Origin of the sequence: Staphylococcus simulans (assembly GCF_025561465.1) — a bacterium.
GTDB classification, from domain to species: Bacteria; Bacillota; Bacilli; order Staphylococcales; family Staphylococcaceae; genus Staphylococcus; species Staphylococcus simulans.
In genome coordinates this window covers 128,420-142,829 of the sequence record NZ_CP095100.1, presented here as the reverse complement: position 1 = coordinate 142,829, position 14,410 = coordinate 128,420, and the positions used below count along the sequence as shown (strand labels likewise).

Here is a 14,410-nt window from a genome sequence, read left to right as displayed (position 1 = left end):
AAAAAGAACCACTAACCTGTATAGATTAGCAGTTCTTGTGTCATATTATTTTATTGTTTCTCCATTTTTCCTTTCGGTATTGTCACAAAGGATGCGACGAATGCGCTAAGCATTACGGCTGCACCTACAACGAAGGCAATACCTGCTGAGAATTCTGGTGTATGGTTTGGTGCGAGTGATGAGTAGACTGTTGTCAGGATTGCGATACCGAATGCGGCACCGAGTGTTGATGACATTTTAATGATACCTGAGGCAACCCCTACTTTTTCAGCTGGAACACTCGTTAATGCTGTATCAAGAACTGGTGTCGCGAAGAAACCAAGTCCGAGTCCAATGAATAAGAATCCGATGACTGAAACGATGATATAAACTACGTCTGGTAAGAATACTGTTGAGATAAGCAGTATACCTACTGCGATAGAAATCGGTCCTGCAAGCATTGGGAATCTTGGTCCTTTACGCTGTAAGTAACGTTCACCAATACGAATCATAGATAAGCTTCCGATTAAGTAAGTGATTGTCACGAAACCTGCTTTTAATCCTGAGAAACCTAATCCTGCTTGTGCATAGATATTAAATAATGCGAGTGATCCGATAACTGTGTTTAACAAGAAGTTCGCTGATACTGTACCGATATACGTTTTATTAGAAAATACACTGAAGTCGATAAACGGTTGATGTTTTTGTCTTTCATAGAAGTAGAAGACAAAGACTGAAATAACGAAAATCGCATCGAGTGTTAAAGTAATCGGGTTCAACCAACCTAATCTTGTTCCTTGTGTTGTAACTACGTTGATACTTAACATCATAATTAAGAAGATAGTAATCCCTACAACGTCGAACTTCATATTTTTAGCGCCAGGCTCTTTTGATTCTGGAACTCCTCTAAATAAGTAGAGTGCGACGAATGATAGGATAATTGATAATACGAAAATCCACTTCCATCCAAAGAATGTTGCGACAAGTCCTGCGAAGAATGACGCGATACCTGTTCCGCCATATGATCCGAATGACCAGAAACTTAACGCTTTTTGACGTTCTTCGTCATGATAGAACTGATTAATAATCGCAATCGTTGCCGGCATTAAACATGCGGCTGATAAACCTTGTAAGACACGGCCGATAATCAACAGTGCAGGAATGCTTGAGATAATGACGGAAATAGATCCGACAATACTCAAGATAATTCCGACACGTGTCATTTTCACACGACCTAGCTTATCCGCTAAGCCACCTGCTACAACAATGAAGATACCTGTGAACAGTGAAGTTAAACTTACTGCGATATTCACGACAGTCATATCAATGTTGTAATCTTTTTGAACATGTGGCGCGATGTTCAAGAAGGATTGCGCGAATAACCAATACGTGAGGATGGATAAGATAATCGCAACGATGAGCTGTGTACCCGGTTTAAATGCTTGATGTTGTTTCTTATTTTGTGCCATTACTTGTTCCTCCTCATTTAGTGATTTTTAATAATGCTTTGACCTGCGATACGACCATAAGTGAAGATGTCCGCAAGTGCGTTACCACCTAAACGGTTACCCGCGTGGATACCGCCCGCAACTTCACCTGCTGCGTATAAACCTTTAATTGGGTTGTTGTCGATATCAATGACTTGTGCAGTTGTATCGATTTTCAGACCGCCCATTGTATGGTGAACTGCTGGTTTACGTGGTGTAGCGTAGAACGGTGCACGTTCAATCTTAAGATCGAATGCGTTCTTACTGAAGTCATCATCATGACCTTTATCCACAAAGTCGTTATAACGTTCTATTGTTTTCACAAAGTGGTCTGGGTCTATATTTAATTGTCTTGCTAAATCTTCAAGCGTATCTGCTTTATAAAGCACTTTTTCTTCAATTTCTTTATCAATTTTTTCTTGAGATGTGTTCATCGCAAGTTCTTTAATATTTTCATCAGCAATGATGTAGAACAAGCCATCTTTTTGGTCTAATGCTGCTTTAGATAAGACGTCACGGCTTTCAAATTCGTTAACGAAACGGTCACCGTCTTTGTTGACGAAGACGAAGTTAGATGGTGTCACAATTAAGCCTGTGAATAATGCACCTGTTTTAGGGTCAGAAATCGGCATCATTTGTGAGAAGCCCATGCCGACTAAGTCAGCACCTACTTGAACACCTAATTTAATACCGTCACCTGTGATTGCTGGTGAGTTTGTTGTTTTAATATCATCAGGAATGTTATCCCAATATGTGTTATATTGTTGAATCATTTGTGTATTCGCACCGAATCCGCCTGCGGCGATAACAACACCATAACGAGTATGGATTCTAACTTTAGCACCATTATGTTTCGTTGCTTCTACACCGACAATTTTACCGTCTTCTTTAATCAGACGATCCGCTGTTGTTTCAGTCATGATTTGACCATGGTTCTTACGAACATAGTCACTTAGTGATTCAATGAACTCTAAACCTTGAGCTTTCATTGGTTTATGTCCACGTCTCCATAAAGCACCTACAGGCATATCTACAATTGTTCTATCGAAGTGTACGCCTTTTTCAGTTAACCATTTCACTGATTCTAAGACATTGTCTGTTAATGTCTTAACTAAGTCATATTGACCTGTGATGACTTTACCGTTTCTATCCGCACGACGTCCGCCAAGGTACGTTTGGATACGGTGTAATTCAATAGAGTCGAACAAGTAATCTTGTCCTTCTTTTTGTGTTTCTAAATATTCTTTGATTTGTTGTTTCAATGTACGGAAGTCTTCAAGGTATTCTTCTTCAATGTCATTTTCATCATGGTTCATTAACGCTTCTAGTGTTTCTTGTTCACCATGTAATGATGGGAATGTATTTTGCCATGAAGGTTCAGGCGCGTTCACTTGGCCACCTGTACGGATTGTGTTACCGCCAATAGCTGCGAATTTCTCAAGCATAATCACTTCTTTGCCTTGTTCTAAGACTGAAGCTGCTGCACTTAAACCAGCACCACCTGTACCGATGACTACAACATCTGTTGTTTCTTCGATAGTTTCGTCTGACCATTCTACAACTGGTTTTGGACGCGCACGTAAGATGTCTGGATTTTCGCCTGCTTGTTTAATCGCTTCTGCCACACCTTCAATAACCGCTTCACACGTCACTGTCGCACCAGAAATCACATCTACGTTCAATGTTTGACCATTAATGATTTCATTAGGTAAACGTTCAAACGCTGGGTTTGCGATACCTTCTGATTCATTACTGTCATCTACTTCAATAGACACGATTTCATCTTCAGAGAACACAACTTTCATTGGTAAGTTCGCATTGTGTCCTTGCGCGAAGACTTCATACGTACCTGGGTTATATTTAACCTTTTTATTTTGTAACGCTTTTAAGCGTTCATATTTACGTTGTTCTTCTTCTTTATCGACAATCATGAAGTCCATTACTTTCCATAACGGAGATGGAATGTGTAATAAACGTTGATCATGAATATCTACGAAATCTTCAACTTTTTCATTCTTTTCAATCTTTTCAGCCCAATGTGGCTCAACTAAATAAGCTTTACCTACGCTGACTAAGTCATAACCAAGTTCTAATGCTTCTTCAGCATCTTCACGTTGACCAATACTACCTACACCCATAATTGGAATGTCAGCTAACGTATCGCTTTGAAGTTTTAAATATTTTGAAATTAATGGTTCTTTATCCGCTGTATCTACAATAGATGTACGTTTATAACTGTTCGCAGAAATATGGAAATAATCTGGATGTGCTTCTGCTAAAGTATTTAAAAGATACATTGTATCGTCAAAACGGATACCTGGTTCTTCTAATTCTTCTGGTGAGAAACGGTAACCGATAATGAAGTTTTCAGCGCCATTATCTTTTGCTGCTTTTTGTACTTCTTTCAAGACAGCCATTGGGAAATTCGTACGTTTTTGTCTGCTTCCGCCCCACTCATCTGTTCTACGGTTACTGTGAGGTGAGAAGAATTGTTGTAAGAGGTATGTGTTCGCACCATGAATTTCAACACCATCATAGCCCGCTTCAATTGCTCTTCTTGTTGCTTCACCGAATTGGTGAATCATATCTTCAACTTGTAATGCTGTCATTTCACGAGGTACTGCCGCATTTGGACGAAGCGCCGCAACCGGACTCGCTGAAATTGGAGTCGCACCCCCGTTTAATTTAGGATCAGCCATTCTCCCTGCGTGATATAACTGTAAAATTGCTTTAGATCCATTTTCGTGAATCGCATCTGCTAAACGTTTTAAACCTGGAATCTTTTCATCTGTATCTATGCCGATAGCACCTGGGAAGCCACGGCCGTTGTCCATTACGAAACAACTTTCTACAATAATCGCACCCACTTTACCAGAGCGGTGTTTATAGTAATCAATCATCTCTGCCGTTACTGATCCATCAAAGTAAGCTGATTGGATGGTCATAGGTGCCATTGTAATCCTATTATCTAATTCAGCTCCTGAAGCTAATTTAACCTTTTCAAATAATGACTTTGTCATACCCTCTTCTCCTTTGTGAATATTTTCACATGATACCGCAAAATTTTTTCTCATACCTGGCATATGAGAAGTTAACGAGTATCAAGTGATTCATTTTTTATATTTACCTTTGATTCACTGAAAGTATAACATAGAAAGAAAGTTTGTGAAATAGTTAACAAAGAGATATTTAAATAAGTTTTACATAGCTTTCACACTTTTAAAATTTCCATCTATATTTATTTGTATATTTCTTGCTGAAATAAATATAGAGAAATAATCGTCAATCTCCCTATCCCTTGATATAACAAGGCTCCTCTATCACTACATATTAAATCGAGCTATAGAGGAGCGTTACTAAATATCCAATATATATTATTTTAATATTTGTTATATTAACAAAGCATGATTAATCTACATTATTTGCGACAACATCATAATTTTCGAGTTTACTGATTCTCTCTTTGTCACCTACAATAACAAATGCTTTCTTCGCACGTGTTACCGCAACATTAATTAAATTAGGTTTTTGACACGACCATTGAATTGCGCCGTTTTGTGTTTCATCTGTTCCTGTCACAAAATAAACCTTATCCGCTTCTTTCCCTTGGAACGTATGCACAGTACCGATAGATTTATTAGCCCAACTTCTCGCTTCTCTCCAAGTCATATCAAAGCTATCTTTCAAACGATTACTTACTGCCTTTTGAATTTCACTTTTCACTTTAGTAAAGGGTGAAATCACAAACACACTTGGTATTTCCTCACCACTTGCTTTGGCTTGCTTCCAATCTTCTAATAAATGCTGAACAACTACTTCACCTTGTTCTTTAACATATTGCTTTGGACCTGCTTTACCCTTGATATCTAGCCAAGCAGCCTGTCCTGGTTTTTTCTTAATATAAGGCGGCAACACCATTTTTTCTTCATAAGCGATAATATTACTAATATCAAACATTGGATTTAAGCATCTTCTGTGTACCCACAACGGAATACCAATCCATTCTTTTTCATCAGTGTCAGTACCTTTCCAATAACCATAAGCATTCGCATTATCTGCGAGACTTTGAACAGAAGCTTCCACACTCACGAGTCGTTCTGGCACATTATAAGCTTTACGTACAGAATTAATAAGATACGGATCTAGCGTAACTACAGGTTCAATTTGTATCGGGTCTCCCACTGCAACAACGTTTCGAGAACGCTGTAAGGCACCGACTGCCGCTTGTGGTACAGCTTGTCCTGCTTCATCGATATATAAATAATCAATAAAATCTTTCGACATATCACGATACATATTTCTAAAGCTTGCAAACGTTGTACTCACTACTGGATAAACTAAATGTAATATATTCCAAGCATTCTCTACTTTTTCATACTTATCTTTAATATATTCATGACGTTTCACAAAGTCCCATAGCCCTGACTGTACAGATTTATAGTTCAAGATTAACAAAATTTTATGCAGTACCATTGCTTGTATAAACAAGAGGCCTCTGTAGAATTGGAGTTCATCTGACGTATTCAATACTTTCTCTTGTCTCTCATCATAATTAGCTTTTGCCCAGAATGCATCATCCGAAAATTGAACATTATCATGTTGTTTTTTGAATTCGCTAAATTTCTGTAAGTCAGCTTTTAATTTTTCTAACGTTTTCTCATCTTCCTTAAGACGTCCTTCTGCATCACGTTTATGTTTTTCGAACTCTGTTTCTTTTTCTTTAATATCTTTACGCTTGGCTTTAAGTTGTTCTCTCTCATCCATCAACTTTGCCGCTTTTTCGCTTAAATTATGATTAGAAGAAGTTTGATTGTCACCATTAAACAATTGTGCCACTTTACCGAAAAGCCCTTTGTTTTTCTCTTGATCCATCGTATGATTTAGCAATTTAATTTCATCCGAACTTTCATCTAATTCTTTATCAACTTCCACTTTTAAAGTTTTTAATCGATTAAGTTCTTCATTTAACTTTTCAACAATTCTGGCATTTTGAACACTTTCTTTCTCTAATTGGCGAACTTTGGATTCAGCATTTTGATAATGAGCATTTAACTGAACTCCTTTTTCAATCTCTGTTTTTAGCTCATTAATTTTATCTAATGTTTGTTTAAATGCTTTTTTAGCTTCTTTCCAATCTTTACAGTGTTTTCTTTTTGTTCACTTAAATAGCTGGTTAAACCCTCTTCTTTACTGATGACGGCATACTTATTTGCAAGATCGATATTTTTCTTTTTACCAAGTGCAACTGAGAACATTCCCCAAGCAGGTTCCTCGATGATTTTCTCAGTAATATTAGCGAACCCTGCTAATTTTTCTGCTTCATCTTGATAAGCACGTTCATATTCTGGAAATTTAGAATCGCCGTCTTTACGAATTATCTCGTCTACTTTTGGTAAGTCTTTGGTAATATTTTCTACTGCACCATTGTTACTTGAGGCCACAACCATTTTAAATTGAGCAATATTTTCATTAAGGAAGTGCGTATCAAATCTATCTGTTTCATGTATCTTTCGCTTATCAAAAGCTTTATATGGACTAGAAAGCTTTATCATCTCTTTCGCTCTTTCCACGATGTTATGTGCAAAAATATCTTTGAGCAAAGTGGTTTTTCCAGTTCCTGGTGGTCCATTAACTGAATTCACCTTACTAGTACCACTTGTGATACGATTTACCGCAACTTGTTGCATCAATGAGAGACGGTGTTCAACTAGAGAAGGCCATCTACCGTCAGGATAATATTTAGGTTGTAATATTTCTTCAATCAACGCTCTGTTTTCATCTATTTCAGTCTTCTCTGTATCAGCAACCCCTTCTATGTACTGTGTTAATGTTGCGTTTGGAGAAGCTTTAGCTGCTTCAATATCACTTAAGAAAAAGCTGTTTAATTCATCCATTTCTTCTTCTGGCGTAACATATCTGATTGCGATTGCATGTTTAAAGAATCTAGAATACTGCGTTTCATAGCGCTCAAAATACTTCGTATACAATTTGTCCATTTTATTTAAACGTGCTTCTGTTAATGGATTATCACCTAAAATACCTTCACACTCTAATCTAAAGCGTTCCATATTATGTTCATATTCTGATTCTATATCAGCATTTTGATTCTTTTTGAGACCCTTCATTGCGCTCATAAGCATTGGAACATAAATGGTGTCTGTTAAGACATTACCTTGTTTGTCTACCATGAAAGTGTAGCCATAGCAATCCTTTTGGCTTTCGTTATAAACTTCTTCCTCTTTAAACATTTGACGCAATGCTTTCTCAATTTCCGCAAACTTAAAACAATGGCGATACATTTGAAATTGTAATTGCCCTTGTTTAGCTGCGTACTCTTTTAATTTATAATCATCTTCTTCCCATATAGGCTTGAATACTTCAAAGTTATGCATCACTTTTTGTTTATACTGTGCTTCAAAAATTTTCTTATCTAAATAATCATCAATACCCTCAACTTCACCTGGTTGCAATGTTTCAATGAGCGCCCAAGCTGATAAGGTATTTTGTACTAAATGACTCAATCAACCCACCCCCGGTTAAATTAATAATTATGATTCATTAAATTTGCGGAATATTTTCAATGGCTTCAATCATATTGTCTTTTGTATATACCTTAATACTGAATCCATTATCTTTCAGCGTATCGTAATACCAAATACTTCCATGATTTATATCAGGTGCGTTATGAAAACTTGTAAACTCAGTTTCAGACATATGAGATGGAATCACAAAGACATGATCAATTTTATTGTCATTATCATAGCTGACACCCATATCGCCATATAATTCAACTTTGTTTCCAAGAACTTCTTTTGTACCTTCTGATTTGCCGAACGTACTTTGTACATCTGATTTAGATTGACCAATTTCAAAGCCTTTATAGCCATGCGTATTCGATGATTTCATAAAGTTTTGACTAAACTCCGTTGAATTCACATTGACTGAGATTTTATCTGTGTCTGGCAAGTTATGATGCGTTGCTTGTTCATGATTATTTGCGCTTTGCTGGTGGTTTCCTGAACCTCCGCTATAGAAATAAAAAGCAAGATAAGCGCCGCCTATGATTAAAGCTAAGATAACTAAGCCTAACAGACTCCAACCGATGACTTTCCAAGGTGAAACTGATGTACGCTCGTGTAGAATTTTAGAACGTGAAAATTCATGATAATCTCTGTTTTCTTTACCGCAATTTGTGCAATAGTGTTCATCTGGTGCTAAAGGTTTCCCACAGTTTGTACAATATTTCATGTTTATAATTACCTCACAATTATTTTCTTGTGTTCATTATAATGTACATGAGTAACACACTTCTATATGTTTATTAAATTATATTCAACTTTCCTTTTACATTTCGGTATAATTTAATATCTATGTAAAATCAAATCAAAGTGAGATGCGTCATACGCTGTGTTGTGAAGACTTCACCATCTTTACTGATAATCACTGCTTCAATACCAGGAATTTCATTCAACACCGTAATCGCTTGATCAATCGACATCGCAAAACATACAGTTGTCCAAATCTCTCCATCAATAGATTGATCAGAAACAATCGTTATACTAGCAATGTCCCCTTCTACTGGATAACCTGTTTTTGAATCTAAAATATGATGATACAGTTTGCCATTTTTATAGAAGTATCGTTCATAAATACCAGAAGTCACTACAGATTGACCTGCGATTTCCACAACACCTACTAATCCTCCACGTTCAGAATCAGGTTGTTGAATTCCGACTGTCCACTTATCTTTATCTAAAGGACGGCCAATGGTTAAGACATTACCACCTAAATCAATAATGCCTGTTTGTACACCTTGTGAGACAAAGTAATCTTTTAATCTATCCGCAAAGTAACCTTTCGCAATGGCGCCTAAATCAATTTCCATACCAGATACTTTTAAATAAACCGTATACGCTTCATGATCTAATACTACATTTTCTGGTTGGATTTTTTGTAAACGCTCTTGAATATCAGATTCATTTGGTAATTGAGCATCTTTAAAGCCGATTTTCCATAATTTAACTAATGGCCCAATCGTCAGATTAAACTTAGAATCAGAAGACAGACTGACCGCATGTGCCTGTGCAATCAATTCAAATAAATCTTCATCTACTTGTACAGGTTTAATGCCCGCATTTTGATTTACGTGCATTAAATCTGATTTATTATCATTTGCGCTAAAGCGTTTTTCATAGTCTTTCAACATCTCTTCAGCATGATTTAATAGTACTTCTGCTTTAGGGTGTTCAATCTGTAAAGTAATTCGTGTACCCATGAGATTTAATACTTTCTGTTTCATTTCAGCAGCTCCTCAATACATAACAATAGATTTATCTTTATACTATCAAACTCTCTTTCATTCTCGAAATTCAAATTAAAAAACGACACTCCTCTTTCAAGAAATGTCGTTTTCCTTATATATGATGATGTGTGTTATTAATGTTCGTTCGGATCATTTTCTGCATCTTGGTGTGTTTTGTGTACAGTACCGAATTTATGGTCTGGACCACCGTAGATTGAGTAAAGTTTTAATGGTTCGTCACCTTTGTTTGTGACGTTATGCCATGTATCTGCAGGAACGATAATCGCATCGTCAGGGTTGACTTCTTTTTCGAAATTCAAATTGTCTTCTGTAGGACCCATTTGGCATAAACCTTTACCTTGTTCAACACGTAGGAATTGTTCAATACCATGGTGGATTTCTAAACCGATGTCATCTCCTGGTTGAATTGCCATTAATGTAACTTGAATATTTGAACCAGTCCAAATGGTAGTACGGTAGTTTTCATTTTCCAATGTCATACCTTCGATATTATCTACTACTGGTTTGTTACCTTGGTCTTCAAAATTATAAGTCATTTTAAAACCCTCCTTGATTTAATGCTTACATTTATATTGTACTCCGTTTTAATTCATTGAAACGACTTTTATAAAGAGTTCACAAATTCTTCAAGAACAGTTATTAATTTTTTCAAAGAAAGAGTGCTATTCTTTATCAGTTTTTTAATGCGTCATGCTACAATCAATATAGATAGATTAGAATCATTCTAAATAAGGAGAGTTGAATATGAGTAAAGACAAATCAAAATTAACAGGTCTTTTCGGCCATCCCGTAGGAGATCGTGAAAACTCAGCAACAGCTGGTCCACGTGGCCCATTACTAATGCAAGACGTATATTTCTTAGAATTATTAGCACACTTCGATCGTGAAGTTATCCCTGAACGACGTATGCACGCTAAAGGTTCAGGTGCATTCGGGACATTTACAGTAACTAATGATATTACACAATACACAGATGCGAGCATCTTCGCAGAAGTCGGCAAACAAACACCTATGTTTGCACGTTTCTCTACAGTAGCTGGTGAACGCGGTGCAGCTGATGCTGAACGTGACATCCGTGGCTTCGCATTAAAATTCTATACAGATGAAGGTAACTGGGACCTTGTAGGTAACAATACACCTGTCTTCTTCTTCAGAGATCCTAAATTATTCCCAAGCTTAAACCACGCAGTGAAACGTGACCCACGTACAAACATGCGTAGTGCACAAAACAACTGGGACTTCTGGACTTCATTACCTGAAGCATTACATCAAGTGACAATCTTAATGTCTGACCGTGGTATTCCTCGTGGCTATAGACACATGCACGGTTTCGGCTCACATACGTATTCTTTATTAAATAAAGATAACGAACGTGTATGGGTGAAATTCCACTTCCGTACACAACAAGGTATTGAAAACTTCTCACCAGAAGAAGCAGAACAAGTGATTGCGAAAGATCGTGAATCATCTCAACGTGACTTATTCGAAGCTATCGAAGAAGGCAACTTCCCTAAATGGAAAATGTACATTCAAGTCATGACAGAAGAACAAGCACGTAACCACAAAGACAATCCATTCGACCTAACTAAAGTTTGGTTTAAAGATGAATATCCATTAATTGAAGTCGGTGAGTTCGAATTAAACCGCAACCCTGACAACTACTTCATGGATGTTGAACAAGCAGCATTCGCACCAACTAACATTGTGCCTGGTATCGACTTCTCACCAGACAAAATGTTGCAAGGTCGCTTATTCTCTTATGGAGATGCTCAACGTTACCGTTTAGGTGTTAACCACTGGCAAATTCCAGTCAACCAACCTAAAGGTGTAGGCGTTGAAAACTTATGTCCATTCGCACGCGATGGTCAAGGTCGCTTCTTAGATGGCAACCAAGGCGGTAAAACACATTACTACCCTAACAGCACAGGCGCAATGGAAAGCCAACCAGGTTACAAACGTCCACCAATGGATGTCGTAGATGGTCCAGCTTATGAATACGACTACCGTGAAGATGACGATAACTACTTCGAACAACCAGGTAAATTGTTCAGACTACAAACACCTGAACAACAAGAACGCATCTTCCAAAACACAGCAAATGAAATGGAAGGCGTAACATTAGAAGTAAAAGAACGTCATATCCGTCATTGCTATAAAGCAGATCCTGAGTATGGTAAAGGTGTCGCAAAAGCAATGGGTATCGACATTAACAGTATTGATTTAAATGCTGAAGACTAAGCCGATTATTTCCTAGGCAATATATAAAGAAGAGGTAGCTTATTTATGATATTAGATAAAGTGAACCCAAATGACCTATTTCCAACCGAGTCACAACAAGCTTCAGTATTAGGCAAAATGGGTTATCCAATGAACGGTGAAATTAAAATCTTTGAAGCAGCTTACATCGCCACGAATGAACGTTTGATTTTAAACGTAGATATGGCTGGAGAGTTCTATTATCGAAACATCGCATACAATGAAATTAAAGCGATTGAACTCACAGAAAACACATTAAGTCTGACATTTGAAATTGGCACATTTAAATTAACTGATTTCAAACAAGATGAAGCTGAAAGCTTCAAAGCCTATGTTACATCGCAAATAAAATAACTTTTAAAAGTTTTAGTGCAAAATCGAGGTACTACTAATTCTTTTAATAAAAAGAAGAAGCTATCATCTTTTCCGGATTGATAGCTTTTTTATTTTGTTTATATTGGAATATGAATTTTTCAATTTTAATCATTTGTCGGCTTTTCTGAGGGTGTTTACAAATTCTATTGTTTTCCAATAGTTTAGGTAAAATCATATAACTGATTCTTAAACTTGGTGGCAATGTTTGGGGGAATGCGCCTAAGTAAATCACCCTATTATTTTCATCCCGCTTTAGTGTGGATTGTGGACGCTGGGGGTATTGGAGTAGTAATTGGTTATTTATTGGTTGCACTCTCTTTCTTAAAGTTAAGAAAAGCAGCACCAGATTTAAAACGACCTTATAAAATCAAGAATGGTAAAGCAATAGGTGTCATCGCAATTATTTTAAGTTTATCGTTCATCATTATTTACTTGCCAGGAATGCCATCATCATTAATATGGCCTTCTGAATGGCTAATTGTCTTTGTTTGGTATGGAATTGCAGCGATTTTATATTATATACAAAAAAGGAAAAATAAGGTGATAGAAAATGACAAAATTAGAAGTTTTGAACCCAGCAACGAATGAAGTGATTGAAACACTTGAGTATACGGATGAAGCTACAGTGAATAAACAAATAGAAAAAGCACATGATGCCTTTCTATCTTGGCGTGAAGTAGATGCCCACACACGTTCTGAGAAACTATGGGCTTGGTCAAAATTAATTGATGAACATAAAGAGGAACTCGCTGAACTGATTACAAAAGAAGGCGGTAAGCCTTTAAAAGAAGCTCTAGGTGAAGTTGATTATGCACGTTCCTACGTTGATTGGTATGCAGAAGAAGCAAAACGTCTATATGGGCGTACAATCCCAGCAAATTCCGCATCAAAAAAGATTATTGTTCAATCTTTCCCAGTCGGAGTTGTCGGTGCGATTACACCTTGGAACTTCCCTGCAGCTATGATTACTCGTAAAATGGCACCTGCTTTAGCTGCAGGTTGTACGATTGTATGTAAACCAGCGGTACAAACACCACTGACTACAATCCGTTTAGTAGAACTAGCACATGAAGCAGGCATCCCAAAAGACGCTATTCAATACGTTATTATATCTGGTAAAGATGCTGGACGTATTTTTACTGAAAGTCCAATCATTCAAAAGATTACCTTTACAGGTTCTACACCTGTCGGCAAGAAATTGATTGAAGGCGCTGCTAGTTCTGTTAAGAATGTCACTATGGAACTCGGTGGTCTAGCACCCGTAATTGTGCACAAAGACGCAAATATTGATGATGCTGTCGCTCAAACAATCGCAACTAAATTCAGAAATGCTGGTCAAACATGTATTTGTGCCAACCGTATTTATGTACATGAGGATATTGTCGATACGTATGTAGATAAATTAATACAAAAAGTACATGAATTAAAAGTAGGTAACGGTTTAGATAAAGGAGTAGACGTTGGCCCCTTAATTAACCAAGATGGAGTAGATAAAGTCGTTCATCAAATTAAAGATGCAGAAGCTAAAGGCGGACAATTATCTCGTTCATTAGATGAAATTGAATCACTAGGCGGCAATTTCTTAAAACCAGTCGTCATTTCAAATGCGAATCAAGATATGGAAATTATGCATAAAGAAACATTTGGTCCTGTAGCGCCTGTTATGGCTTATGCTGATTTAGATGACGCAATCAAAATGGCGAATGACACTGAATTCGGTTTAGCTGCTTATTTCTTTACTAATAATTATAAAACTGGTTTCTACATCTATAATAATCTAGATTATGGTGTTATTGGATGGAACGATGGCGGCCCTTCTGCTGCACATGCCCCATTCGGTGGTATGAAAGAAAGTGGTTATGGCAGAGAAGGCGGCATTGAAGGTATTCAGCCATATTTAGAAACGAAATATTTATCTATCGGCGATATGTAAACTAGTTAAAAAACAAGTAATAAATCAAGTCTCAAATAAAAGGTCGGTGAAAACCTT

General features: G+C 37.0%; 11 protein-coding genes. 4 read left to right on the top strand and 7 right to left on the bottom strand.

Features of this window, described 5'->3' with window-relative positions; all coding sequences use genetic code 11:
• Positions 1-50: 50 nt before the first annotated feature.
• The 7 genes from MUA87_RS00630 to MUA87_RS00600 all read right to left on the bottom strand — a co-directional run bounded on the left by MUA87_RS00630 (position 51) and on the right by MUA87_RS00600 (position 10,325).
• Positions 51-1,448 carry an MFS transporter gene (locus tag MUA87_RS00630; RefSeq protein ID WP_002480182.1) on the bottom strand — a complete coding sequence of 466 codons (1,398 nt, stop codon included), beginning with the start codon at positions 1,446-1,448 and terminating at the stop codon, positions 51-53.
• A 17-nt stretch (positions 1,449-1,465) separates the two neighbouring features.
• On the bottom strand, positions 1,466-4,486 hold the full coding sequence (locus MUA87_RS00625) for an NADH-dependent flavin oxidoreductase (protein WP_262551049.1): 3,021 nt from the start codon (positions 4,484-4,486) through the stop codon (positions 1,466-1,468).
• Between the two features lie 388 nt (positions 4,487-4,874).
• Entirely contained in the window at positions 4,875-6,398 is a 1,524-nt protein-coding gene (locus MUA87_RS00620; protein WP_262551048.1) for a DEAD/DEAH box helicase, read from the bottom strand.
• A gap of 164 nt (positions 6,399-6,562) precedes the next feature.
• Complete coding sequence (locus tag MUA87_RS00615) at positions 6,563-7,987, bottom strand: DEAD/DEAH box helicase family protein (RefSeq protein WP_262551047.1); 1,425 nt, start codon at positions 7,985-7,987, stop codon at positions 6,563-6,565.
• A 37-nt stretch (positions 7,988-8,024) separates the two neighbouring features.
• Positions 8,025-8,714, bottom strand: a complete 690-nt coding sequence (locus MUA87_RS00610) for a zinc-ribbon domain-containing protein (protein ID WP_061055053.1) — start codon at positions 8,712-8,714, stop codon at positions 8,025-8,027.
• A 130-nt stretch (positions 8,715-8,844) separates the two neighbouring features.
• Complete coding sequence (locus MUA87_RS00605; protein WP_262551046.1) at positions 8,845-9,765, bottom strand: FAD:protein FMN transferase; 921 nt, start codon at positions 9,763-9,765, stop codon at positions 8,845-8,847.
• 137 nt (positions 9,766-9,902) lie between these two features.
• Positions 9,903-10,325, bottom strand: a complete 423-nt coding sequence (locus MUA87_RS00600) for a cupin domain-containing protein (protein ID WP_262551045.1) — start codon at positions 10,323-10,325, stop codon at positions 9,903-9,905.
• A gap of 208 nt (positions 10,326-10,533) precedes the next feature.
• Here MUA87_RS00600 and MUA87_RS00595 point away from each other — a divergent pair, with 208 nt between their 5' ends.
• The 4 genes from MUA87_RS00595 (at position 10,534) to MUA87_RS00580 (ending at position 14,353) form a co-directional block, all read left to right on the top strand.
• Positions 10,534-12,027, top strand: coding sequence for a catalase (locus tag MUA87_RS00595; RefSeq protein WP_002480188.1), 1,494 nt, complete (start codon positions 10,534-10,536; stop codon positions 12,025-12,027).
• Positions 12,028-12,072: 45 nt separating this feature from the next.
• Positions 12,073-12,399 (top strand): hypothetical protein, encoded by a 327-nt coding sequence (locus tag MUA87_RS00590; RefSeq protein ID WP_107539828.1) that lies wholly within the window; start codon positions 12,073-12,075, stop codon positions 12,397-12,399.
• A 234-nt stretch (positions 12,400-12,633) separates the two neighbouring features.
• Complete coding sequence (locus MUA87_RS00585; RefSeq protein WP_394356883.1) at positions 12,634-13,008, top strand: APC family permease; 375 nt, start codon at positions 12,634-12,636, stop codon at positions 13,006-13,008.
• Positions 12,971-14,353 carry an NAD-dependent succinate-semialdehyde dehydrogenase gene (locus tag MUA87_RS00580; RefSeq protein ID WP_262551043.1) on the top strand — a complete coding sequence of 461 codons (1,383 nt, stop codon included), beginning with the start codon at positions 12,971-12,973 and terminating at the stop codon, positions 14,351-14,353. Before MUA87_RS00585 ends, MUA87_RS00580 begins: the two co-directional genes overlap by 38 nt.
• Positions 14,354-14,410: the final 57 nt, after the last annotated feature.

Excerpts from the sequence above, each read along its gene's own strand:
- MUA87_RS00630 (WP_002480182.1), bottom strand. The coding sequence starts at position 1,448 with ATGGCACAAAATAAGAAACAACATCAAGCATTTAAACCGGGTACACAG.
- MUA87_RS00625 (WP_262551049.1), bottom strand. The coding sequence starts at position 4,486 with ATGACAAAGTCATTATTTGAAAAGGTTAAATTAGCTTCAGGAGCTGAA.
- MUA87_RS00610 (WP_061055053.1), bottom strand. The coding sequence starts at position 8,714 with ATGAAATATTGTACAAACTGTGGGAAACCTTTAGCACCAGATGAACAC.
- MUA87_RS00605 (WP_262551046.1), bottom strand. The coding sequence starts at position 9,765 with ATGAAACAGAAAGTATTAAATCTCATGGGTACACGAATTACTTTACAG.
- MUA87_RS00600 (WP_262551045.1), bottom strand. The coding sequence starts at position 10,325 with ATGACTTATAATTTTGAAGACCAAGGTAACAAACCAGTAGTAGATAAT.
- MUA87_RS00595 (WP_002480188.1), top strand. The coding sequence starts at position 10,534 with ATGAGTAAAGACAAATCAAAATTAACAGGTCTTTTCGGCCATCCCGTA.
- MUA87_RS00590 (WP_107539828.1), top strand. The coding sequence starts at position 12,073 with ATGATATTAGATAAAGTGAACCCAAATGACCTATTTCCAACCGAGTCA.
- MUA87_RS00585 (WP_394356883.1), top strand. The coding sequence starts at position 12,634 with ATGCGCCTAAGTAAATCACCCTATTATTTTCATCCCGCTTTAGTGTGG.
- MUA87_RS00580 (WP_262551043.1), top strand. The coding sequence starts at position 12,971 with ATGACAAAATTAGAAGTTTTGAACCCAGCAACGAATGAAGTGATTGAA.